Here is a 23,027-nt window from a genome sequence, read left to right on the forward strand (position 1 = left end):
CAAGGAATACCTCGACATGTCGATCAATCCGTCGATTCCATTTATTGCCCCCAACCTGAACGGGGAAGGGCTGCGTATTGCCATCGTGATGGCGCGTTTCAATACACCGGTGTGCGAAGGCCTGCGTGATGCTTGCCTGACTGAACTCAAAAAACTAGGCGTCCAGGACGAAGACCTGCTGCTGACCACTGTGCCCGGCGCGCTGGAAATTCCGCTGGTGCTGCAATCCCTGGCCGAGTCGGACCAGTACGATGCGCTGATCGCACTGGGTGCCGTGATCCGCGGCGAAACCTATCACTTTGAACTGGTTTCCAATGAATCTGGCGCGGGTGTCACCCGTATTGGCCTGGATGCCGGCATTCCCATTGCCAATGCCATTCTGACGACCGAGACTGACGAGCAAGCCGAAGTGCGCGTGCAGGAAAAGGGCACGGATGCGGCCCGCGTTGCCGTGGAAATGGCTAATCTGCAAAAGGCGTTGCGAGCATGAGCGAAGTCAACCAGCCCGGCACCGATGCACCGAAAAAGCCGCCCAAATCTGCCCGCCGCCGTTCGCGCGAATTTGCCATGCAGGGTCTGTATCAATGGCAACTGACCGGTGAATCCATCCCGGCCATCGAGCGTTTCCTGAAAGAAAGCAGCCCGTATTTCGTGAAGGCGGATGAAGGCTTGTTCAAGTCTATTCTGGTGGGGGGCATTCAGAGCAATGCTGCGCTGACTGAGGCCTTGAAACCGCACGTGGATCGTGACTTTGAAGAAGTCAGCCCGGTTGAGCGCGCCATTCTGTTTGTGGGCGCGCAAGAAATCATCAATATGCCAGAAACCCCATATCCAGTCATCATCAACGAAGCGATCGAACTGGCCAAAACCTTTGGCGGCACTGATGGCCACCGTTTTGTGAACGGTGTCCTGGATAAACTGGCCGCTGTCGTGCGCCCGGTTGAAGTGGAAGCCATCCGCGCCAAACGCGCACGCTGAGTTAACCACGGCAGTGAACGAGTTCGACCTGATCAAGCGGTATTTCAACCCGTCCACCCAGCCCGTCGTTGCGGATCTGGGGATCGGGGATGATGCCGCTTTGTTCACCCCTCAGCCCGGTTTTCAATTGGCGATTTCGGTCGATATGCTGGTCAGTGGCCGGCATTTCTTTGCCGATGTTGATCCGTGGCGACTGGGTTATAAAGCGCTGGCGGTCAACCTCTCGGATATGGCAGCCATGGGCGCGGCGCCGCGCTGGTTTACCCTGGCGCTGGCCTTGCCTGAGGCCAATCCGGCCTGGCTGGCTGCATTCAGTCAGGGGATGTTTGCCCTTGCGGCGGAACACCAGGTTGAACTGGTTGGTGGCGACACGACGCGCGGCCCCCTCACCATCAGCATCCAGATTGCCGGCGAAGTTGAAAGCGGCACCGCATTAACCCGCGGCGCAGCCGGCGCGGAAGATGATGTCTGGGTGTCGGGTGTGTTGGGCGCCGCCGCCGCCGCAGTTGCCCACCGGGTGGAGGCGTTGTCACTGGCCGAAGAGGCACTGGCCCGTTGCCAGGACCGGCTGGAACTGCCCACGCCGCGGGTGGCTCTGGGCCGTGCGCTGCGTCATCTGGCTAGCGCCTGTCTTGATTTGTCGGATGGCATTGTCGGAGACCTGGCGCATATTTGCGCGCGCTCGGACTTGCGTGCGGAACTGGTGGCCAGCCAATTGCCGATCGATCCTGCGCTCGCGGTGCTCCCCCTTTCATTGCAACAAAAGTTTGCCCTTACCGGGGGCGACGAATACGAACTGTGCTTTTGTGCCCCTGTCGCTCAGCGCGATGCCATTGCCCGACTTGGTGAACAATGCGGCTTGCCCTTGACCCGGGTCGGCCGTATGCTCGCGCCGCAGGTGGGGGCCCGGCCGGTGCAACTGGTGGATGACACCGGTGCGACGCTGGATTTCGGGCAGGGCGCATTTGACCATTTTGGCGCGTGAATCCACGTGTCAGCACCGAATGGCCATCTCTGAAATTTCACGAGTTACTGAAGGTTATCCATGGGAAAAAGTGGAACGGTCCCGGCAGACTGGCGTTTTTGTTTCAGTCATCCAGCACATTTTATTGCGCTAGGGTTTGGCAGTGGTGTTGCACCCAAAGCACCGGGCACGTTTGGCTCTTTGGCCGCGATTCCACTGTTTGCAGCCATGCTGTATCTGTGGCCGCCCATATTTATTCTGTCGATCACCGCGCTGGTGTTCGTGATTGGTTGGTGGGCTGCCAGCAAAACGGGTCATGACCTGGGCGTGCATGATCACGGCGCCATTGTCATCGATGAGATCGTGGCCATGTGGCTGGTCTTGCTGGTGGTGCCGCTCAACTTCTGGTGGTGGCTCGCCGCATTTGCCGCTTTTCGGCTGTTTGATATCTGGAAGCCCTGGCCGATCCGCTGGTTTGACGCCAAAGTGCCGGGTGGGCTTGGCGTCATGGTGGACGACATCGTCGCGGCTTTTTATGCGGTGATTGTGCTTTTGGTGGCGCAGATGATGCTGGGCCACGCGTAGGCAGGTGGGGAGTGCAATAAAAAAACGGGCCAACTGGCCCGTTTTTTATTGCAGCACACCCGCGCTTACTTGAGCTGGGTTTGCAGCTTGGAGAGGATGTCATAGACCACTTTGCCGTCGGCAGCCTGACCCTCTTTGCCGATGACCGTCACCTTGATGGTGTTCAGTTCTTGCTTGAGAACCACCTGGAATTCGGACTGCTTGGCCACGGAGTTGTCCGGCTTCTTCTTCCAGAAAGCCAGTTTGTTCATGAAGCCGTCGCTGGTTTCTTCCTTGCCGATGTCGGCCTCGGCCTGCTTCACGAAGTACACACCCTCAGAACGGTTGCGATCGAACACAACATAACCGGTACGATCCAGAGCCAGGCCAACGCGACGCCATGCACGGTCATATGTGTCGTTCACGCTCAGCGCGGTGTTGTTCTCGGTCAGCGTTGCGCCATCAGGTACCTTCACCGGGGCAGCCACAACCTGTTGGGCTTGCTGTGTCGGCATGCCGAACTTCTGCAGCATCAGCGCCAGCATCTGGGCTTCCAGCTCCGGATCTTCGTCACGCGGAGTCCACACGGTTTGCACATTGGTGTCGCCACCTGCGCCGCCGCCAGTGCGCGGGCTATCACTGCCGTTGTCTTTGTAGACTTCCTTCATGCCCTGATGGGTCAGGTAAATCTCGACGGTGCCAGGCTCAGTGCCTTGTTCCACGCGAGTGCGGAAGCGATCCAGCAGGCCGGTAGAAACAACGCCGTCCGCAATCTTGCGCAGCATGCGGGTCACAATATCTTGCGGCAGATTGGCGCGGTTTTCTTGCCAGTCGGTTTCCATGATGCCGATCGACGAGTTGTCGGTTGTCAGCAGAAAGCCGTTATCCAGCCAGAACTGGCGAATTTCCGGCCACAGCTTGGCGGGGTCACCCTGGACAACCAGCCAGCGTTGCGAACCTGCCTGCACCAGGCGGGCAGCTTGATTGGCGGGCAGTGTGGACGCTTTGGCAATGGCGGCTTCATCTGTCGCTACCGGGGCGGTCGTGCTGGCCGCTGCGGCGGTACCCGAAGCAGCAACGGCTACTGGTGCGGTTGCGACAGGCGCCTTGGCCGGCGTAGTGCCAGCCAGGGTTTTGCCCGGCACGACAAAATTGTTGGTCGTATTGGGCGAGCTCAGATCAGGCGGGACTTCCAGCGAATTGCTCGACAGGTTATCGCTACCGGAGCGGTAATCAACCTTGCTCTGGAACGGCATCTGGTCAACGGAGGTGCAACCCGCTGCCGCCAGTACGGCAACAAGGGGGATCAAACGAAACACGTTTTTCATGAGCGGATTCTGTGTCGGGTAATTGTCGGGGACTGGTTATTGCAGACCAGCGGTGCGAAGAGCATTGCGCACAACGGCCTGCGCACTTTCCGAGAGACGAGTCAGCGGCAGGCGGATGCCATTGCCGATATGCCCCATTTCTTCCAGTGCCCATTTGACCGGGATCGGGTTGGCTTCAACAAACAAATGCTTGTGCAGGTCTTGCAGGCGATCGTTGATGGCGCGCGCTTCGGCAATGTGGCCGGCGCCGGCTGCAACGCACAGCTCGTGCATCTGGCGGGGGGCCACATTGGCGGTGACCGAAATCACGCCATGACCACCCAGCAGTAAGAAGGCAATCGAAGAAGCATCGTCACCACTGTAAAGACCAAAGTCTTTCGGTGCGCGCTTGATCAGGTCTGCGGCACGTTCAAGGTTGCCCGTTGCATCTTTCAGGCCAATGATGCCCGGCAGCTCGGCCAGACGTAGCACGGTATCGTTGGCCAGATCGGCCACGGTACGGCCCGGTACGTTGTAGAGCAGGGTAGGCAGGCCAGACTCTTCTGCAATCGCCTTGAAATGGCGGAACAGGCCTTCCTGGGTTGGCTTGTTGTAATAAGGGACAACCGACAAGCCGTACTGGGCGCCGACGTCACGCGCCTTTTTCGACAGGTGGATGGCCTCGCGGGTGGAGTTGGCGCCGGTGCCGGCAATCACCGGAACGCGGCCGGCAGCCTGTTCGACCACCACGCGGATGATCTCTACATGTTCTTCTACATCAACGGTCGGAGATTCGCCGGTGGTGCCCACTGCGACAAGGCCGTCGGTGCCTTGAGCGATGTGCCAGTCAACGAACTGCCGCAAACGATCAAAATCGAGAGCGCCGTCTTCCTTCATCGGGGTTACGAGCGCAACCAGACTACCTGTCAGCATGTGCAAATACCTGTATTGTCCACTGGAGTTCGTCGACGCAGGATACCCGCTACCGACGATTATGCAAGCCGCCATTCTAACTGAACCCAGGCCCGCTTGGCATCAAGTGTGAATGGCAGATTTTGTGACGAACGAGACAAGCGCGTACTTTGTCTGTGTACGGCTGCTGCCAGGACTTTAACGCATAGCCAGGAAGGTGGTGTACCTGGCGCGCCCAATGTAATCGGTTAACTGAAAATTGAGAAAAAACAAAACCGCAAAGCATTTTTGCGCGTAAGTTATCTTGGCTTAATATTGATAATCACCTCGGTAAATGGCCTGTACGCGCTTTGCCAGAGGGTAATAAAACGACAAATACGTAGTAACAGAAGATGGAAATGAAGGCCGTCTGTTGTTGTCACATCGCTGCAATAGCGCGCTCTTCATGTATTAAAAAGCATTGCCGATCAGTAACTCAGGCAATTGCGGCAAATGCTTTTTAAGCCCGACATTGCACTGGACATAGCACGGTGGAATAATTCGCGTGGGTTTACATGTACCCTGGAAGCGATTACAACACCACAAGGTGCTGCCTGGTGCAGCCTGATTTCTATTAAAAATTTTTCGTATGTATAACAGGAGGCAACATGAACTTGCTGGGCGGATTGCAGCGGTTAGGCCGTTCCTTGCAGCTGCCAATTGCAACGCTGCCAGTGGCCGCATTGCTGTTGCGGTTGGGGCAGCCGGATGTGTTCAACCTGCCGTTCATTGCTGAGGCGGGTGGGGCGATTTTCGGTCAGTTGGCATTGATATTTGCCATTGGTGTTGCAGTGGGCTGGTCCAAGGATGATGCAGGCGCAGCGGCGCTTGCTGGTGCCGTGGGTTATCTGATCCTGACCAAAGCCATGGTCGTGATCAACAAAGACGTTAACATGGGCGTGCTGGCCGGTATTCTTTCCGGGCTGATTGCCGGTGTCATGTATAACCGCTTTCACGCGATCAAGTTGCCGGACTGGCTGGCTTTCTTCGGTGGCAAGCGGTTTGTGCCAATCATTACCGGTTTGACCATGCTGATCCTGGCGGCGATCCTGGGCTATGTCTGGCCCCCGATCCAGAACGTCATCAAGGAAGCTGGTGACTGGATGGTGAACGCGCACGCACTGGGTGCTGCGGTGTTTGCTACCGTGAACCGTCTGCTGATCCCGACTGGTCTGCACCAGGTGATCAATTCGATTGCATGGTTCCAGATTGGTGATTTCAATGTGATGAAAGACGGCGTTCAGGTCATGAAGGACGGTCAGCCCGTTATTGCTCACGGCGACTTGAACCGCTTCTTTGCAGGTGACGTGACCGCAGGTCAATTCATGGCCGGTTTCTACCCCGTCATGATGTTTGGTCTGCCGGGCGCCGCACTGGCCATGTACTTTGCGGCACCGAAGAATCGTCGCGCCGCTGTCGGGGGGCTCTTGTTCTCCGTGGCTTTCACCGCATTCCTGACTGGCGTGACAGAGCCGCTTGAATTCCTGTTCATGTTCCTGGCTCCGGTCTTGTATGCAGTGCATGCCGTATTGACGGGTGTGTCTGCTTACATTGCGACCATGCTGGACGTGCACGCAGGCTTCTCGTTCTCTGCGGGTGCCATCGACTTTGTGCTGATGTCCAAGCTGCCTGCCGCCAAGAACGTCAGCATCCTGTTGATCATGGGTGTGATCTGGTTTGTAGCCTACTACGCACTGTTCACGTTCTTCATCAAGGCATTCAACCTGAAGACGCCGGGTCGTGAAGATGACGCCCCGATTGCTGGCGGTGCTGCTCCGGCGCCTGCTGTGTCTGGCGATATGGCTTCGCTGGCTTCCTCCTACATTGCTGTAGTAGGTGGCGCTGCCAACCTGACCGGTATCGACGCGTGCATTACCCGTCTGCGTCTGCAAGTGAATGACTCCAGCATCGTGAATGAAGCTGAAGCCAAGCGTCTGGGTGCTTCTGGCCTGATCCGCCTGAACAAGCAAAACGTCCAGATCATTGTTGGGCCGAAAGCTGAAATGATTGCCGATGGCATGCGTCGTCAAGTTGGCGCACCGGCTCCTGTGGCTGCTGCTCCGGCGCCGGCTCCCAAGCCTGCCGCTGCTGCACCGGCTCCGGCGGCTGCTCCGGTAGCTCCGGTTGCCGTGCCGACCTCGTCCAAGGGTCTGGTGCTGGTGGCGCCGCTGACCGGCAACATCGTGCCGCTGGAACAAGTGCCTGATGCTGCGTTTGCCAGCAAGGCTGTGGGCGAGGGTATCGCCATTCAGCCGACGGGCAAGTTTGTGGTCGCTCCGGCGAGCGGTACGCTGGTCAAGATCTTCAACAGCAACCACGCCTTTGCTCTCGTGGCAGACAGTGGTGCGGAAATCATCGTTCACATTGGTATCGAAACTGTGAAACTGGGCGGTCAAGGCTTTACCCGTCTGGCTGAACAAGGTGCTCACGTGAATGCTGGTGACCCGGTGCTGGAACTGGACCTGGAATACCTGGCCGCCAACGCGCAGTCGTTGATCAGTCCGGTGGTGATCAGCAATTCCGACCAGTTCTCTGGTCTGGCTGATCTGGCTTCCGGTTCGGTGGAAGCTGGCAAGTCTGCGCTGTACACCGTCGTGAACAAGTAATTGTTCCCAAGCCCCGCGCCTTCTGGTGCGGGGTGATCACGGTAGCAACAACAAGGGGATGGTTGAAAAACCATCCCCTTGTTGTTTGTGCTTGCCGTCCGTGACTCGGGGGAGTGTATGGATGCACTCCAGCAAAAAAGGCGAACCGCAATGGCTCGCCTTTTTCATACAGCGGTTGACTCGATGCGAGTCGCTTAAGACAGCAGATGCTTCACGGCATCACGCTCTTCGGACAGTTCCTTGTAGGTCGCGTCCATGCGTGCACGGCTGAAATCGCTGACGGAGAGGCCTTGTACGATTTCGTACTTGCCATCTTTGCAAGTGACCGGGTAGCCGAAAATGATGTCGTTGTAACCGTATTCGCCATTGGCCGGAACACCCATGGTGACCCAGTCGCCTTCCGGTGTGCCCAGCACCCAGTTGCGGATGTGGTCGATGGCGGCGTTGGCGGCCGACGCGGCAGAAGACAGGCCGCGCGCCTTGATAATGGCGGCGCCACGCTGTTGCACGGTCGGGATGAACTCGGCTTCCAGCCATTTTTGATCATTGATCAGTTCGGCGGCGTTCTTGCCGTTCACTTCCGCGTGGAAGATGTCCGGGTATTGGGTGGAGGAGTGATTGCCCCACACCGTCAGCTTTTTCACGGCGGTGACAGCGTTGCCGGTTTTCTGGGCAATTTGTGTCAGGGCACGGTTGTGATCCAGACGCATCATGGCGGTGAAGTTGGCCGGATTCAGATCTGGCGCGTTCTTCATGGCGATGTAGGCGTTGGTGTTGGCCGGGTTACCCACAACCAGCACTTTCACGTCACGGCTAGCCACTTCATTCAGGGCACGACCCTGAGCGGTGAAGATGGCGCCGTTGGCTTCCAGCAGGTCTTTACGTTCCATGCCCGGGCCGCGCGGACGAGCGCCGACCAGCAAGGCAACGTCCACATCCTTGAATGCCACTTTCGGGTCATCGGTTTGCACGATGCCGGCCAGCAGCGGGAATGCGCAGTCGTCGAGTTCCATAACCACGCCGTTGAGGGCCGGCAGGGACGGGGTAATGTCCAGCAACTGCAGAATCACCGGTTGATCCGGGCCCAGCATCGCGCCGGAAGCAATACGGAACAGGAGGCTATAGCCGATCTGGCCGGCTGCGCCGGTAACGGCAACGCGTACGGGTTTTTTCATTGATTACTACTCCGCGTAAAAGTGGGCGGGTGTCCCGCCATCGACGACAGCGCAGGGCTTTGCCTTGCGCGCCATGAAGCAGTGTGTCCAGTTCTCGTCAGCCCGTATGTTGTCATTGTGCGGGCGCTACATCTTTTTGAGGGCTTGATCCGGGCTGTACCGAACCAGACTGTAATTGCAAAGTGGCGAAAGTCTATCACGCACTCCTGTGCAGGTGGTACGTTTTGGCGGCCTGGTGCCGCTATTCGGTGGTTTGTCTTATGTCTTATATAAGACTGTAGTAGACTCCATCGCGACAACATGTTAAAAAGCTGCAAATCATGAAAAAGCTCATTGCCCAATCGCTCTATCAACAGGTGATGCGGGAGGTGCTCAATGATATTGAAACCGGCATGTGGCAAGGCGATGAAGCTTTGCCCAGCGAGCAAGAACTGGCTCAGCGTTTCGGTGTCAGTCAGGGAACCGTCCGCAAAGCGCTGGATGTACTGGTCGCCAGTGGAGTGTTGTATCGGCGCCAGGGTGTAGGCACGTTTGTCACTGATGCCGGGGATGATCTGGGTGGCATGCGTTTTTCGGCGCTGAACGAGCATGCGACAAGAGCGCCCAAGGTAGAAGTGCTGAGTTGCGTGAAAATTCATGCCGGCGAATACCTTGCAGAAGTGCTCAATCTGCGCCGTAGCGCGCCGTTGTGGCAGGTTCGCCGGCTGGTGCGCATTGAAGGTGAAGTGATTGGCGTGGACGAGTCCTTGTTGTCCGAGACCACCTTTCCAGCGCTGGATATGCGGCGCTTGCGTGAGTTGGGCGGCAACATCCGCGCGCTGTGCTGGCGTGACTATCGGGTCCGGCTGAAGGGCTGCGATATTCGCTACCGTGCCATGCCGGCGGCGCAAACAGAGGCGCGTCTTTTGCAGATTGAAGTGAATGAGCCGGTACTCCAGGTGATCCGGCTTTCCAAAGATTTTGAAGACGTGCCGCAGGTGTGGAGTGCGGCATGGTTCTGCAGCGAAAAATATGCGCTGCAGTCGGTAGAAATGATCGGTTAGGTGACCACGGTGTCACGTCACCTCCTGTGAGAGATGACAGGGTGGGGCGCTCGCAGATGGTCAAGGGTTGTATCGAGGTTGTTCGTATTGCTGAAAAGTGAAATGAGCAATTTGAACGATGCAGTGGATGGTAGTAACGGTTCTCAAACTTGTGAATCAAAAAGAAGGATTTGTGCGTATGAGTCAAACAAGACCCAAGCACCTCGCGTTATGGCAGATCAGATTGCCCATACCGGGGATAGTCTCGATTCTGCATCGTGCCAGCGGTGCGCTGATGTTTGTGGCGATTCCGTTTATCCTCTACGCCCTCTCCGGTTCCCTCTCATCCGCCGAGCACTTTGAAGCTTTCCGCGCCTGTATTGCCAACCCCCTCGTCAAGCTGTTGCTGCTGGTCGTGCTGTGGGGTTTTCTGCATCACGCCTGTGCCGGCATCCGTTTTCTGGCGCTGGATATCCACAAAGGCCTTGATCTGGCCACGGCCCGTCTGACCGCCAAACTGGTGCTGATCGTCAGCCTGGCGCTGACCGTGATTATCGGGGGGCTGACATGGTAAATCGTCATGTTATCGGCGCGCACTACGGCCTGCGAGACTGGCTGGTGCAGCGTGTTACGGCCGTCATCATGCTGGTGTACACCCTCGGCATCGTGCTGTTTTTGCTGGCTGCCCATAACCAGGGCTTTGATGGCTGGAAAGCGCTGTTCGCCTGTACCTGGGTGAAAGTGCTGACGCAAGTCACGGCCTTTGCATTGCTGTGGCACGCCTGGGTCGGTGTGCGTGATATCTGGATGGACTATATCCAGTCCGCTGGCTTGCGCCTGACCATGCACGTGCTCACCTTGCTGTGGCTGGTGGGTAGCCTTGTTTATTCCGTTAAAGTGGTGTGGGGTGCCTGATGTCTGTTCCCGTTCGCAAATTTGATGCAGTCATCGTCGGTGCCGGTGGCGCCGGCCTGCGCGCCGCCCTGCAATTGTCTGAAGCCGGTCTGAAAACCGCCGTGCTCTCCAAAGTATTCCCGACCCGTTCCCATACTGTTGCCGCACAAGGTGGCATTTCTGCCTCGCTGGGTAACGTCCAGGAAGACAAGTGGGAATGGCACATGTACGACACCGTGAAGGGGTCGGACTGGTTGGGCGATCAGGACGCGATTGAATTCATGTGCCGCCAGGCACCGGAAGTCGTGGTTGAGCTGGAACACTTCGGCATGCCGTTTGACCGTCTGGAAAACGGCAAGATTTATCAGCGCCCGTTCGGCGGTCACATGGCCGAGTTCGGCAAGACCCCGGTGCAACGTGCCTGTGCGGCCGCTGACCGGACTGGCCACGCCATGCTGCACACGCTGTATCAGCGTAACGTGCGCGCCAACACCCAGTTCTTTGTGGAATGGATGGCGCTGGACCTGATCCGTGATGCCGATGGTGACGTGATCGGCGTAACCGCGCTGGAAATGGAAACCGGCGAAACCTACGTGCTGCACGCCAAGGCCGTACTGTTTGCCACCGGTGGCGCAGGCCGTATTTACTCGGCTTCCACCAACGCCTTTATCAATACCGGCGATGGTCTGGGTATGACTGTGCGCGCCGGTATTCCGCTGGAAGACATGGAGTTCTGGCAGTTCCACCCGACCGGTGTGGCCGGCGCAGGCGTGCTGATTACCGAAGGTGTGCGCGGCGAGGGCGGTATTTTGCTCAACGCCAATGGCGAACGCTTTATGGAGCGTTACGCACCGAACGCCAAGGATCTGGCATCGCGTGACGTGGTTTCCCGCGCCATGGCGCTGGAAATCCTGGAAGGCCGTGGCTGTGGTAAGGAAAAAGATCACGTGCTGCTCAAGCTCGATCACCTCGGCCCGGAAATCATCAACCACCGCCTGCCGGGTATCCGCGAAATCGCGATCAAGTTTGCCGGCGTGGACCCGATCAAAGACCCGATTCCGGTGGTGCCGACGACCCATTACATGATGGGCGGTATTCCAGCCAACTATAAGGGTGAAGTGGTTGCGCCGCAGGGCGACAACCCGGAAGTGCGCGTCAATGGTTTCTACGCCGCAGGCGAGTGCGCATGTGCCTCCGTGCATGGCGCCAACCGCCTCGGTACCAACTCGCTGCTGGATCTGGTGGTGTTCGGCAAGTCGGCGGGTAACAGCATGATCGAGTTCATCCGCAACGAGCGTAAAGACTGGAAACCGCTGCCGGAGAACGCCGCTGACTTCTCGCTGGCCCGTCTGGCCCGCCTGGAAAACCAGACTGATGGCGAAGAAGTGGCCGACGTGCGTAACGCCATGCAAAAGTGCGTGCAACTGCGTGCTGGCGTGTTCCGCAACGACGAAAACCTCGCCAAGGGCGTCGCAGAGATCAAAGAGATTGCCGAACGTGCCAAGCGGACACAGATCAAAGACAAATCGAAGGTCTGGAATACCGCCCGTACTGAAGCCCTGGAGCTGGAAAACCTGATCGAAGTGGCCGTGGCTACGCTGATCTCGGCCGAAGCCCGCAAGGAGTCGCGCGGTGCCCACGCGCAGGACGACCATCCGGAACGCCACGACGACGAGTGGATGAAGCACACCCTGTATGACGGCCAGAATCGCACGCTGTCGTACAAGCCGGTGCATACCCAGCCGCTGTCGGTCGAATACATTGCTCCGCAAAAGCGCGTTTACTGAGCCTGTGATGAACTTGCTGCCGTCAATTGCATTGCAGAACACCGTTTGGGCACCCGGCAAAGCCGGGCGCGCGGTGGTTGCTGAGTGCGAGAACCGGCTCCCCCTGTTTCATTCCGACTCCCCCGCCCTCGCCGCCGCGAGGGGGCCTCACTGCGTTCGTGTGGCTGGTAAGTCGAGGATACTTGAAGGGTCTAACTGATATGAAAATGCATTTCCAGCTGTACCGTTACAACCCGGACGTGGATGCCAAGCCGTACATGCAGGACTACCACGTCGAACTGGAGCCGTCTGACAAGAAGCTGCTGGACGCGCTGGTACGCCTCAAGGCCGTGGATGACACCCTGAGTTTCCGTCGCTCCTGCCGCGAAGGCGTGTGTGGTTCGGATGCCATGAATATCAACGGCAAGAACGGTCTGGCCTGTATTACCGACCTGACCGAACTCAAGCAGCCGGTGCAGATCCGCCCGCTGCCGGGTCTGCCGGTCATCCGCGATCTGATCGTGGACATGACGCAGTTCTTCAAGCAATACCATTCGATCAAGCCATACGTGATCAACAATGATCCGGCGCCGGAGCGTGAGCGTCTGCAATCGCCGGAAGACCGGGAAGAGCTGGACGGTCTGTACGAGTGTATTCTGTGCGCCTGCTGTTCCACCTCGTGCCCGTCGTTCTGGTGGAACCCGGACAAGTTTGTGGGCCCGGCCGGTTTGCTGGCGGCGTACCGCTTTATTGCCGATACCCGCGACACGGCCATCAATGAGCGGCTGGACAATCTGGAAGACCCGTATCGCCTGTTCCGTTGCCACACCATCATGAACTGCGTGGATGTGTGCCCGAAGCATCTGAACCCGACCAAAGCCATCGGTAAGATCAAAGACTTGATGCTGAAGCGGGTCGTTTGATTGGGTAGGGTGGATTTGGAGCGTAGCGACAATCCACCATGGCGACGGTGGATTGCTACGCAAATCCACCCTACGGCCTACGTCGCATCGCCTGAAATGGTGGTGCCGGGAAAAGCGGTATGCCGGACGACCGCCCCGGGCGTTGCAGGATTGAATGAATGTTTTTGCAGGACTGAGAGCAGTGGACGAAGTTGAAAAGAAACGCATCGTCTGGCGGTCACGCCGGGGGTTGCTGGAGCTGGATATCCAGCTGGAGCGCTTTGTGCGCGACGTGCTGCCCGGGTTCAGTGATACCGAATGGTTAGCCTATTCGCAGATGTTGTTGCTCTCGGATAACGATTTGCTGGATTACCTGAACGGTAAAGTGCCGTGCCCGGATCAAAGCCTTGTGCCGATGATCGAGCGGGTTCGCGCCCAACGATAGTTTAGATACACGGTCTGACCTCCCCCGTGGGGTGGTAGGGCATTGCAAACCAGGAGCTTGTAAACATGGCAGAAAACAAAGTTACTCTGACTTACACCGGCGGCACCATTGATCTGCCGGTGCAGTCGGGCACGCTGGGTCCGGATGTGGTGGATATCCGGACTTTCTCCAAAACCGGGATGTTTACCTATGACCCCGGCTTCCTGGCGACCGCCTCTTGTGAATCGGCGATCACCTTTATTGATGGCGACCAGGGTCAGCTTTACTACCGTGGTTATCCGATCGAGCAACTGGCAGAGCATTCGGACTACCTGGAAACCTGCTATCTGCTGATCTTTGGCGAACTGCCCAATGCCGAGCAAAAGGCTGAGTTTGTCCGTACCGTCACCCGCCACACCATGGTGCACGACCAGATGACCCGGTTCTTCCAGGGTTTCCGTCGTGACGCCCATCCGATGGCGATGATGGTCGGTGTCACCGGCGCGTTGTCTGCGTTCTATCAGGACAGCCTGGACATCAACAACCCGCGTCACCGTGAAGTGACCATGTACCGCTTGATCTCCAAGATCCCGACGATCGCGGCCATGTGTTATCGCTACAGCAAGGGTCTGCCGTTCAACTACCCGAAGAACGACCTCTCTTACGCGGCCAACTTCCTGCAAATGATGTTTGCCACCCCGTGCGAAGAGTACAAGCCCAATCCGGTGCTGGTCCGCGCGCTGGATCGTATCTTCACACTGCATGCCGATCACGAACAAAACGCATCGACCTCCACCGTGCGTCTGGCTGGCTCCTCGGGCGCCAACCCGTTTGCATGTATCGCCGCCGGTATTGCTTGTCTGTGGGGCCCGTCCCACGGTGGCGCCAACGAAGCCGTGCTGAAAATGCTGGACGAGATCGGCTCGGTCGAAAACGTCCCGGCCTTTATGGAAGGCGTGAAGAACAAAACGCACAAACTGATGGGTTTTGGTCACCGTGTTTACAAGAACATGGACCCGCGCGCCGCCATCATGAAAAAGACCTGCGACGACGTGCTCAAAGAACTGGGCCTGGAAAACGACCCCAAGTTCAAGCTGGCCATGGCGCTGGAAAAGATTGCGCTGGAAGACCCCTACTTCATTGAGCGCAAGCTGTACCCCAACGTCGACTTCTACTCCGGCATCGTGCTGACCGCGTTGAACATTCCGGTTTCCATGTTCACCGTGATCTTTGCGCTGGCTCGTACTGTGGGCTGGATCAGCCACTGGAACGAAATGATTTCCGATCCCGGCATGAAGATCGGCCGCCCGCGTCAGTTGTATACGGGTTCGCCGCGTCGTGACTACGTGCCGGTTGAAAAGCGCAAGTAATAACAAGCAATACCACGGTCCGCGGGCGCGGACCGTGTGCAAGGCCCCCGGCCGGGCAGACCGGGGCAGTTAGAGTGACAGGACACTGGCCATGAAACGAGAGCTGGAACAGCTAGCATTGAATTCCCATTTGTTCGGCGGCAATGCCCCCTTTGTGGAGGACTTGTACGAACAATATCTGGAAGACCCCAACCTGGTGGACCCGGGCTGGCGTACTTACTTCGACAAACTCCAGCAATTGCCTGGGGCAACGGCCCGCGATATTCCGCGCGCGCCCATTGAAGAATCTTTCCGCCAGTTGGCCCGCCAGCCGCGCGCCATGGCTGTGCACGCTTCGGTGGCCGAAGATTCCGTCTCGCGCAAGCAGGTGGAAGTATTGCGCATGATGCAGGCCTATCGCCTGCTGGGCAGCCGCAATGCCACGCTGGACCCGCTGTGCCGCATGGACACAGATTACGTCGAAGAACTCGACCCCAAATTCTACGGTTTCACCGAAGCCGATATGGCGCTGACGTTTGGCACCAATATCAAATCGATGGAACGTGCCACGCTCTCTGAAGTCATTGCCTTTGCCAAGCAGACCTACTGCGGCAACGTAGGCCTTGAGTTCATGCACATGACCAATTCCGAAGCCCGCAAGTGGGTGCTGGAATACTTTGAAGAGCGTCGCTCCACGCCGTCTTTTGCCAAAGAGCAAAAGCTGCGCATTCTCAAGCAGGTGACTGCGGCCGAAACACTGGAACAATACCTGCACAAGAAATACGTCGGCCAGAAGCGTTTCTCGCTGGAAGGCGGCGATTCCATGATCCCGGCGATGGACTATCTGGTGCAGATGGCCGGTGAGCAGGGCATTCAGGAAATGGTGATCGGCATGGCCCACCGTGGCCGCCTGAACATGCTGGTCAACATTCTGGGTAAGCAACCGCGTGATCTGTTCAGCGAGTTCGAAGGTCGCCCGACCACCGAACTGCCGTCCGGTGACGTGAAGTACCACAATGGTTTCTCGGCCGATATCCCGACACCGGGCGGCCCGATTCACCTGAGCCTCGCCTTCAACCCGTCGCATCTGGAAATTGTTAACCCGGTGGTAGAGGGTTCGGTGCGTGCGCGTCAACAACGTCGCCAGGACCGCACGGGCGACCAGGTGTTGCCGGTGCTGATCCACGGTGACTCGGCCTTTATTGGTCTGGGCACCAACCAGGGTACATTCAACCTGTCGCACACCCGTGGCTATGGCACGGGCGGTACGGTGCATCTGGTGGTCAATAACCAGATCGGTTTTACCACGTCCGACACCCGGGATACCCGCTCCACGCTGTACTGTACCGACATCGCCAAGATGGTCGAAGCGCCGATCTTCCACGTGAACGGGGATGATCCGGAGGCCGTGTGTTTTGTGGTGCACGCCGCCATGGAATACCGCCGCGTCTTCAAGAAAGATGTGGTGGTCGATATCGTCTGTTTCCGCAAGCACGGCCATAACGAGGCAGATGATCCGTACCTCACCCAGCCGATGATGTACAAGCGCATTGCCGCTCACCCCGGTGTACGCCAGAAGTACGCGGACAAGCTGATCGCCGAAGGGGTGGTACAGGCAGAACAGACCGAGGCGCTGATTGCCGCCTACCGCGCTGCGCTGGACAAGGGCGAGCACGTTGAGCAGACCTCGCTGACTGATTACAAGCGCTCTTACGCCATCGACTTCAGCCGCTACATGGGGACGCACTGGCGTCATCCGGTGGTGACTTCGGTGCCGCAAGCCGACCTGGCACGCCTGACCGAAAAATTCACCACCGTGCCGGAAGGTTTCAAGCTGCACCGCACGGTTGAAAAGGTGGTGGCCGATCGACGCGAGATGGCCGCCGGCAACCTGAATGTGGACTTTGGTATGGCCGAGCATCTGGCCTATGCCACGCTGTTGACCGAAGGCTACGCCGTGCGCATCTCCGGCGAAGACTCGGGGCGTGGTACGTTCAACCACCGCCATGCGGTGTTCCACGACCAGAATCGTGAGCGTTGGGACCAGGGCGTGTATGTGCCGCTGCAAAACCTGTCGGATAACCAGGCGCACTTTGCGGTCATCGACTCCATCCTGAACGAAGAAGCCGTGCTGGCCTTTGAATATGGTTACGCATCGTCCGCCCCGGATGAACTCGTGATCTGGGAAGCGCAGTTTGGTGACTTCTGCAACGGCGCGCAGGTGGTGATTGACCAGTTCATCGCCTCGGGCGAAACCAAGTGGGGTCGCCTGTGTGGTCTGACCATGTTGCTGCCGCATGGCTACGATGGTGCTGGCCCGGAACACTCCTCCGCGCGTGTTGAGCGTTACCTGCAACTGTGCGCCGAGCACAACATCCAGGTGGTGCAGCCGACCGAAGCCAGCCAGGTCTTCCACATGCTGCGCCGTCAGATGGTGCGTCCGGTTCGCAAGCCCCTGATCGTGATCATGAGCAAGCGCCTGTTGAAGGCCAAGAACGCCGCCAGCCCGATCGAACTGTTCACCAATGGCGAGTTCCGCAACGTGATTGGGGATACCGCCAGCCTTGACGCCAAAAAGGTCAAGCGCGTGGTGGTGTGTGCAGGTCAAGTGTATTACGACCTGGATAACGCTCGCCGTGAACGCGAGATCAAGGACATTGCCATTGTCCGCGTTGAGCAGTTGTACCCGTTCCCGACCGAAGAATTGCAGGCAGAAATGGAGAAGTATCCCAATGCCCGCGAACTGGTCTGGGTCCAGGAAGAACCGCGCAACCAGGGCGCGTGGCACCAGATCCGCCACCGCCTGGAAAGTGTGACGACGCCGAAACAGACGCTGCGCTATGCCGGTCGCCCGTCGTCCGCCTCGCCGGCCGTGGGCTATATGAGCAAGCACACCGCGCAGCTTAAGGCCTTCCTGGACGACGCACTGACCCTTTAATCATTCCATACGCGGCAGGCACACAAGGCCTGCCGCGTCTTGTTACACCGACGAACAAGAATCAATTGGAGAAGTAACTCATGATCATTGAAATCAAAGTCCCGCAGTTGCCGGAATCTGTTGCTGAAGCCACCTTGCTGCAATGGAAGAAAAAAGAAGGCGAGGCGGTTGCCCGTGACGAAACGCTGATCGACCTAGAAACCGACAAGGTTGTGCTGGAAATCCCGGCCCCGCAAGCGGGTGTGCTGGTGTCCATCGTCAAGCATGAAGGCGATAACGTGGGCAGCAATGAAATCATTGCCACCATTGATACGGATGCCAAGGTCGCGGGCGCCGCCCCGGCCGCCGCTGCCGCGCCCGCAGCGCAAGTGACCGAAGACAAGAAACGCGTCGCCGAAGCCGCGCAAGCGCACGGTGTCGAAGCCTCCGCCGTTGGTTTTGGCACCGCCGTGATGCCGGCTGCCAAAAAGCTGGCCGCTGATGCCGGCGTGGATGCCAGTCAGGTGGCCGGTTCCGGCCGTGGCGGCCGCGTGCTGAAAGAAGACGTACAAGCCGCCATTGCCTCTGGCAGCAACAAGCCCGCAGCGGCAACGCCAGCCCCGGCTGCGCCCGCTTATGTATTGCCGCAGGGTGATCGCCAGGAACAACGCGTCGCCATGAGCCGACTGCGCCAGCGCGTCGCAGAGCGTTTGCTGCAATCGCAACAAACCAACGCCATCCTCACCACCTTCAATGAAGTGAATATGAAGCCGGTGATGGATTTGCGTAACAAGTACAAAGACCGTTTCGAGAAAGAACACGGCATCAAGCTCGGCTTCATGGGTTTCTTTGTGAAGGCAGCCGTCCACGCGCTCAAAAAATACCCGATCGTGAATGCCTCGGTCGACGGTAACGAAATTGTCTACCACGGCTACTACGATATCGGCGTGGCCGTGGGTAGCCCGCGCGGCCTGGTCGTGCCGATCATCCGCAATGCGGACCAACTGAGCCTGGCCGACATCGAAAAGACCATCGCTGACTTTGGCAAGCGCGCCCAGGAAGGCAAGCTGACCGTGGAAGAACTCACCGGCGGCACGTACACCATCTCTAACGGCGGCACCTTTGGTTCCATGATGTCGACCCCGATCATCAACCCGCCGCAATCCGCGATCCTGGGCATGCATGCCACCAAGGAACGCGCTGTGGTCGAGGATGGCCAGGTTGTCGTGCGCCCGATGATGTATCTGGCCCAGTCCTACGATCACCGCATTATTGATGGTCGCGAAGCCGTGCTGAGCCTCGTGGCGATCAAGGAAGCGATTGAAGATCCGGCCCGTCTGATCCTGGATATCTGATTGATGTGAGGCGTGAGGGGTGAGGAGAGAGGTGTAAAACCTTACCCACTCAGGCCAACAGATTTGCATCGGTGTGCGGGGGTTACACCTCACCCCTCACACCTCACTCCTCACGGTATACAAATGGCACAACAATTTGACGTACTGGTCATTGGCGGTGGCCCCGGTGGTTACGTGGCTGCTATCCGCGCTGCGCAACTCGGTTTCAAAACGGCCTGCGTAGACGAATTCAAGAACGCTGAAGGCAAGCAAAGCCTGGGCGGCACCTGCCTGAACGTGGGTTGTATCCCGTCCAAGGCGCTGCTGGAGTCGTCGGAAAACTGGGAACGCGTGAATCACAAGTTCGCCGCCCACGGTATTACGGTGTCCGGCGCGAAGTTTGATGTTTCCAAAATGCTGGAGCGCAAGGAAGGGATTGTCGCCAAGCTCACCGGTGGCATTGGTTTCCTGTTCAAGAAGAACAAGGTCACCAGCCTGTTTGGCCACGGCAAGCTCGTCAGCCGCAACGGCGACAAGTGGCAGGTTGAGGTCAATGAATCCGGCAAGAGCGAGGTGGTTGAAGCCACTCATGTCATCATCGCCACGGGTTCTGTGCCGCGTCAGTTGCCGGGTCTGCCGGTGGACAACAAGGTCGTGCTCGATAACGTCGGTGCACTGTCGATTCCGGATGTCCCCAAGCGACTGGGCGTGATTGGTGCTGGCGTGATTGGCCTGGAAATGGGTTCGGTCTGGAAGCGTCTTGGTGCGGACGTCACCATTCTGGAAGCCGCGCCAGGCTTTTTGACTGCGGCTGATGAAGCTGTTGCTCGTGAAGCCCAGAAGATTTTCATCAAGGAACTGGGCCTGAAGATCAGTACCGGCGTGAAGATCACCGGCACCAAAGCGGCTGCCAAGTCCGTCAAGGTGGAATACACCGACAACGAAGGCAAGGAACACACCGATACCTTCGACAAACTGATTGTGTCGATTGGCCGGGTACCCAATACCTGGAACCTGGCCGAGCAAGCTGTTGGCCTGCCGCTGGATGCCCGTGGCTTTATTGAGGTAGATGACGAATGCCGCACCAAGCTGCCTAACCTGTGGGCAGTGGGTGATGTGGTGCGTGGCCCGATGCTGGCACACAAAGCGTCGGAAGAGGGCGTGGCTGTGGCTGAACGCATTGCCGGCCAGCACCCGCATATCGACTTCAACACTGTGCCGTGGGTGATCTACACCAGCCCGGAAATGGCCTGGGTGGGCAAGACCGAGCAACAACTGAAAGCCGAAGGCGTCGAGTACCGCAAGGGCCAGTTCCCGTTTGGCCCCAACGGCCGTGCGCTGGGTCTGGGTGAAACCGCCGGCTTTGTAAAAATGCTGGCCGACGCCAAAACGGACCGCATCCTGGGCGTGCATATCATTGGCCCGTTTGCCTCGGAACTGATTACCGAAGCCGTGGTCGCCATGGAATTCAATGCTTCTTCTGAAGACCTGGCCCGCATTGTTCACGCGCACCCGTCGCTCTCTGAAGCCGTGCACGAAGCGGCCCTGGGCGTCGACAAGCGCGGTTTGCATTCTTGATCGCGTGTGAGGTGAGAGGCGTGAGGAGTGAGGGGAAAACCCACGCTTCCCGCTGTTCCACCTCACACCTTACCCCTCACTCCTCACAGGGAAACCCTTATGAATCTGCATGAATACCAGGCCAAGGAATTGCTGGCCAAATACGGTCTGCCGGTACAACGCGGCATTCTGGCCAACAGCGGCGAAGAAGCCGCAGCGGCTTATGACAAGCTCGGTGGCAAGTTTGCCGTGGTCAAGGCCCAGGTTCACGCCGGTGGCCGTGGCAAGGCGGGTGGTGTGAAAGTGGTCAAGAGCCGGGAAGAAGCGGCGGCCGAAGCAACCCGCCTGATCGGCACCAATCTCGTGACCTATCAGACTGACGCAGCGGGCCAGCCAGTGCATAGCGTACTGGTGTGTGAAGACATGTACCCGGTGCAGCGCGAACTGTATCTGGGCGCTGTGGTGGACCGCGGTTCGCAACGCGTGGTGTTCATGGTTTCCACCGAAGGCGGCGTGGAAATCGAGAAGGTCGCGGAAGAAACCCCGGAAAAGATCATCAAGATTGAAGTGAACCCGCTGACCGGCATGCAGCCGTTCCAGGCACGTGACGCTGCGTTCGCACTGGGCCTGGCTGGCGCACAGGTCAAGGCATTCGAAAAACTGATGCTGGGTGCCTATCAAGCCTTTGTTGAAAACGACTTCGCCCTGTTTGAAGTGAACCCGCTGGCCCTGCGTGAAAACGGCGAACTGGCCTGCGTGGACGGCAAGATCAACCTGGACTCCAACGCATTGTTCCGTCACCCGGACCTCTTGGCCCAGCGCGACAAGTCGCAAGAGAACGAGCGTGAAGTGAAGGCCTCCGAGTTCGAACTGAACTACGTGGCACTGGAAGGCAATATCGGTTGCATGGTAAACGGCGCGGGTCTGGCCATGGCGACCATGGACATCATCAAGCTCAAGGGCGGTCAGCCGGCCAACTTCCTGGATGTGGGCGGTGGCGCGACCAAAGAGCGCGTGATCGAAGCCTTCAAGCTGATCCTGGCCGACACCTCGGTCAAGGGCGTGCTGATCAATATCTTCGGCGGCATCGTCCGCTGCGACATGATCGCTGAAGCCATTATCGCCGCCGTGAAGGAAGTGAACGTGACCGTGCCGGTCGTGGTTCGTCTGGAAGGCAACAATGCAGAGCTGGGCGCAAAGATTCTGGATGAATCCGGTCTGAAGCTGACCTCCGCCCAGGGCCTGAACGACGCGGCAGAGAAGATCGTCGCGGCTGTCGCCGCGCTGTGAGGGGTGAGGCGTGAGGAGTGAGGGGTAACCCGCTGCTCACGCGCATCTTTTATCTTGAGACAGTTATGCAGGTAGCAGTGGTGCAGGTTTTGGGGGTTACACCTCACCCCTCACCCCTCACACCTCACAAGGAAAAGCAATGAGCGTTCTTGTAAACAAAGATACGAAAGTGCTGGTGCAGGGTTTCACCGGCAAGAATGGTACTTTCCACGCTGAACAAGCGTTGAAGGTTGGCACCAAGGTGGTTGGCGGTGTAACCCCGGGCAAGGGCGGTGCCGAGCACCTGGGCCTGCCGGTGTTCAACACCATGAAAGACGCTGTACGCCAGACCCAGGCCGATGCCTCGGTGATCTACGTACCGGCAGCCTTTGCCAAGGATTCCATCCTGGAAGCCCTTGATAGCGGCGTGAAGCTGATTGTGTGTATCACGGAAGGCGTGCCGACGCTGGATATGCTGTACGTGAAGAAGGCTGTGGACGAAGCCGGCGTACGCCTGATCGGCCCCAACTGCCCTGGCGTGATTACCCCGGGCGAGTGCAAGATCGGCATTATGCCGTGGCACATCCACAACCCGGGTCGCATCGGTATTGTGAGCCGTTCCGGCACACTGACCTATGAAGCCGTAGCGCAAACCACTGCGCTGGGTCTGGGTCAGTCCACATGTATCGGTATCGGTGGCGACCCGATCCCGGGGACCAGCCACATTGATGCCCTCAAGCTGTTCCAGGACGATCCGGATACCGACGCGATCATCATGATTGGTGAAATTGGCGGTTCGGCTGAAGAAGAAGCGGCCGAGTTTGCCCGCCAATATGTGACCAAACCAGTGGTGGGTTACATTGCCGGTGTGACTGCCCCCAAGGGCAAGCGCATGGGCCACGCTGGCGCCATTATTTCTGGCGGCAAGGGCACGGCAGAAGAAAAGTTCAAGGCGTTCGAGAAGGCCGGCATTGCGTACACCCGCAGCCCGGCTGAAATCGGCAAGACCATGCACGAACTGTTGAAGTCCAAAGGCATGATCAAGTAA

General features: G+C 58.2%; 20 protein-coding genes. 17 read left to right on the top strand and 3 right to left on the bottom strand.

Translation table 11 applies throughout. The features are described from left to right. Positions 1 to 16 precede the first annotated feature (16 nt). Genes ribH through HNQ50_RS04725 form a run of 4 tightly spaced genes read left to right on the top strand, consistent with a single transcriptional unit; the run spans position 17 to position 2,527 of the window. A complete protein-coding gene (ribH, locus tag HNQ50_RS04710; protein WP_184098145.1) occupies positions 17 to 490 on the top strand; it encodes a 6,7-dimethyl-8-ribityllumazine synthase in 474 nt (157 codons plus the stop codon). After that, on the top strand, positions 487 to 978 hold the full coding sequence (nusB, locus tag HNQ50_RS04715; RefSeq protein WP_184098147.1) for a transcription antitermination factor NusB: 492 nt from the start codon (positions 487 to 489) through the stop codon (positions 976 to 978). The genes ribH and nusB overlap by 4 nt, the downstream gene beginning before the upstream one ends. Before the next feature lie 13 nt (positions 979 to 991). Next, on the top strand, positions 992 to 1,963 hold the full coding sequence (gene thiL / locus HNQ50_RS04720) for a thiamine-phosphate kinase (protein ID WP_184098149.1): 972 nt from the start codon (positions 992 to 994) through the stop codon (positions 1,961 to 1,963). A 60-nt stretch (positions 1,964 to 2,023) separates the two neighbouring features. Further along, positions 2,024 to 2,527 (top strand): phosphatidylglycerophosphatase A family protein, encoded by a 504-nt coding sequence (locus HNQ50_RS04725; RefSeq protein ID WP_184098151.1) that lies wholly within the window; start codon positions 2,024 to 2,026, stop codon positions 2,525 to 2,527. A 65-nt stretch (positions 2,528 to 2,592) separates the two neighbouring features. Here HNQ50_RS04725 and bamC read toward each other — a convergent pair whose 3' ends face one another. Together bamC and dapA are read right to left on the bottom strand one after the other, a co-directional pair. Continuing rightward, positions 2,593 to 3,834, bottom strand: coding sequence for an NlpB/DapX family lipoprotein (gene bamC / locus HNQ50_RS04730; protein ID WP_184098153.1), 1,242 nt, complete (start codon positions 3,832 to 3,834; stop codon positions 2,593 to 2,595). Positions 3,835 to 3,870: 36 nt separating this feature from the next. Next, the gene (dapA, locus tag HNQ50_RS04735; protein ID WP_184098155.1) at positions 3,871 to 4,746 is read right to left on the bottom strand and encodes a 4-hydroxy-tetrahydrodipicolinate synthase; all 876 of its coding nucleotides are present in this window, start codon (positions 4,744 to 4,746) and stop codon (positions 3,871 to 3,873) included. Between the two features lie 626 nt (positions 4,747 to 5,372). On the opposite strand from dapA, the gene nagE reads away from it, so the two are divergent. Further along, a complete protein-coding gene (nagE, locus tag HNQ50_RS04740; protein WP_184098157.1) occupies positions 5,373 to 7,370 on the top strand; it encodes an N-acetylglucosamine-specific PTS transporter subunit IIBC in 1,998 nt (665 codons plus the stop codon). Between the two features lie 194 nt (positions 7,371 to 7,564). Here the strand turns inward: nagE and HNQ50_RS04745 are convergent, their stop codons facing one another. Beyond that, positions 7,565 to 8,545 carry a malate dehydrogenase gene (locus HNQ50_RS04745; protein ID WP_184098159.1) on the bottom strand — a complete coding sequence of 327 codons (981 nt, stop codon included), beginning with the start codon at positions 8,543 to 8,545 and terminating at the stop codon, positions 7,565 to 7,567. 320 nt (positions 8,546 to 8,865) lie between these two features. Between HNQ50_RS04745 and HNQ50_RS04750 the strand changes: the two genes are divergently transcribed. The 12 genes from HNQ50_RS04750 to sucD all read left to right on the top strand — a co-directional run bounded on the left by HNQ50_RS04750 (position 8,866) and on the right by sucD (position 23,027). Then, on the top strand, positions 8,866 to 9,588 hold the full coding sequence (locus tag HNQ50_RS04750) for a GntR family transcriptional regulator (RefSeq protein WP_184098161.1): 723 nt from the start codon (positions 8,866 to 8,868) through the stop codon (positions 9,586 to 9,588). A 178-nt stretch (positions 9,589 to 9,766) separates the two neighbouring features. Beyond that, the gene (sdhC, locus tag HNQ50_RS04755; RefSeq protein ID WP_184098163.1) at positions 9,767 to 10,141 is read left to right on the top strand and encodes a succinate dehydrogenase, cytochrome b556 subunit; all 375 of its coding nucleotides are present in this window, start codon (positions 9,767 to 9,769) and stop codon (positions 10,139 to 10,141) included. Beyond that, positions 10,135 to 10,482, top strand: a complete 348-nt coding sequence (gene sdhD / locus HNQ50_RS04760) for a succinate dehydrogenase, hydrophobic membrane anchor protein (protein WP_184098165.1) — start codon at positions 10,135 to 10,137, stop codon at positions 10,480 to 10,482. Before sdhC ends, sdhD begins: the two co-directional genes overlap by 7 nt. Continuing rightward, positions 10,482 to 12,248, top strand: coding sequence for a succinate dehydrogenase flavoprotein subunit (gene sdhA, locus HNQ50_RS04765; protein ID WP_184098167.1), 1,767 nt, complete (start codon positions 10,482 to 10,484; stop codon positions 12,246 to 12,248). The genes sdhD and sdhA overlap by 1 nt, the downstream gene beginning before the upstream one ends. A 200-nt stretch (positions 12,249 to 12,448) precedes the next feature. Beyond that, positions 12,449 to 13,150: a succinate dehydrogenase iron-sulfur subunit gene (locus tag HNQ50_RS04770; protein ID WP_184098169.1), complete on the top strand. Its 702-nt coding sequence runs from the start codon at positions 12,449 to 12,451 to the stop codon at positions 13,148 to 13,150. A gap of 181 nt (positions 13,151 to 13,331) precedes the next feature. Next, complete coding sequence (locus HNQ50_RS04775; protein ID WP_184098171.1) at positions 13,332 to 13,574, top strand: FAD assembly factor SdhE; 243 nt, start codon at positions 13,332 to 13,334, stop codon at positions 13,572 to 13,574. A gap of 65 nt (positions 13,575 to 13,639) precedes the next feature. Next, positions 13,640 to 14,923 carry a citrate synthase gene (gltA, locus tag HNQ50_RS04780; protein ID WP_184098173.1) on the top strand — a complete coding sequence of 428 codons (1,284 nt, stop codon included), beginning with the start codon at positions 13,640 to 13,642 and terminating at the stop codon, positions 14,921 to 14,923. A 91-nt stretch (positions 14,924 to 15,014) separates the two neighbouring features. Continuing rightward, a complete protein-coding gene (locus HNQ50_RS04785) occupies positions 15,015 to 17,840 on the top strand; it encodes a 2-oxoglutarate dehydrogenase E1 component (RefSeq protein ID WP_184098175.1) in 2,826 nt (941 codons plus the stop codon). A gap of 80 nt (positions 17,841 to 17,920) precedes the next feature. Further along, on the top strand, positions 17,921 to 19,174 hold the full coding sequence (gene odhB, locus HNQ50_RS04790; protein WP_184098177.1) for a 2-oxoglutarate dehydrogenase complex dihydrolipoyllysine-residue succinyltransferase: 1,254 nt from the start codon (positions 17,921 to 17,923) through the stop codon (positions 19,172 to 19,174). A 123-nt stretch (positions 19,175 to 19,297) separates the two neighbouring features. Next, a complete protein-coding gene (gene lpdA, locus HNQ50_RS04795) occupies positions 19,298 to 20,731 on the top strand; it encodes a dihydrolipoyl dehydrogenase (protein WP_184098179.1) in 1,434 nt (477 codons plus the stop codon). A gap of 99 nt (positions 20,732 to 20,830) precedes the next feature. Continuing rightward, positions 20,831 to 22,000, top strand: coding sequence for an ADP-forming succinate--CoA ligase subunit beta (sucC, locus tag HNQ50_RS04800; protein WP_184098181.1), 1,170 nt, complete (start codon positions 20,831 to 20,833; stop codon positions 21,998 to 22,000). Positions 22,001 to 22,139: 139 nt separating this feature from the next. Next, positions 22,140 to 23,027 carry a succinate--CoA ligase subunit alpha gene (sucD, locus tag HNQ50_RS04805; RefSeq protein WP_184098182.1) on the top strand — a complete coding sequence of 296 codons (888 nt, stop codon included), beginning with the start codon at positions 22,140 to 22,142 and terminating at the stop codon, positions 23,025 to 23,027.

It is taken from the genome of Silvimonas terrae, assembly GCF_014202765.1.
Lineage (GTDB): Bacteria > Pseudomonadota > Gammaproteobacteria > Burkholderiales > Chitinibacteraceae > Silvimonas > Silvimonas terrae.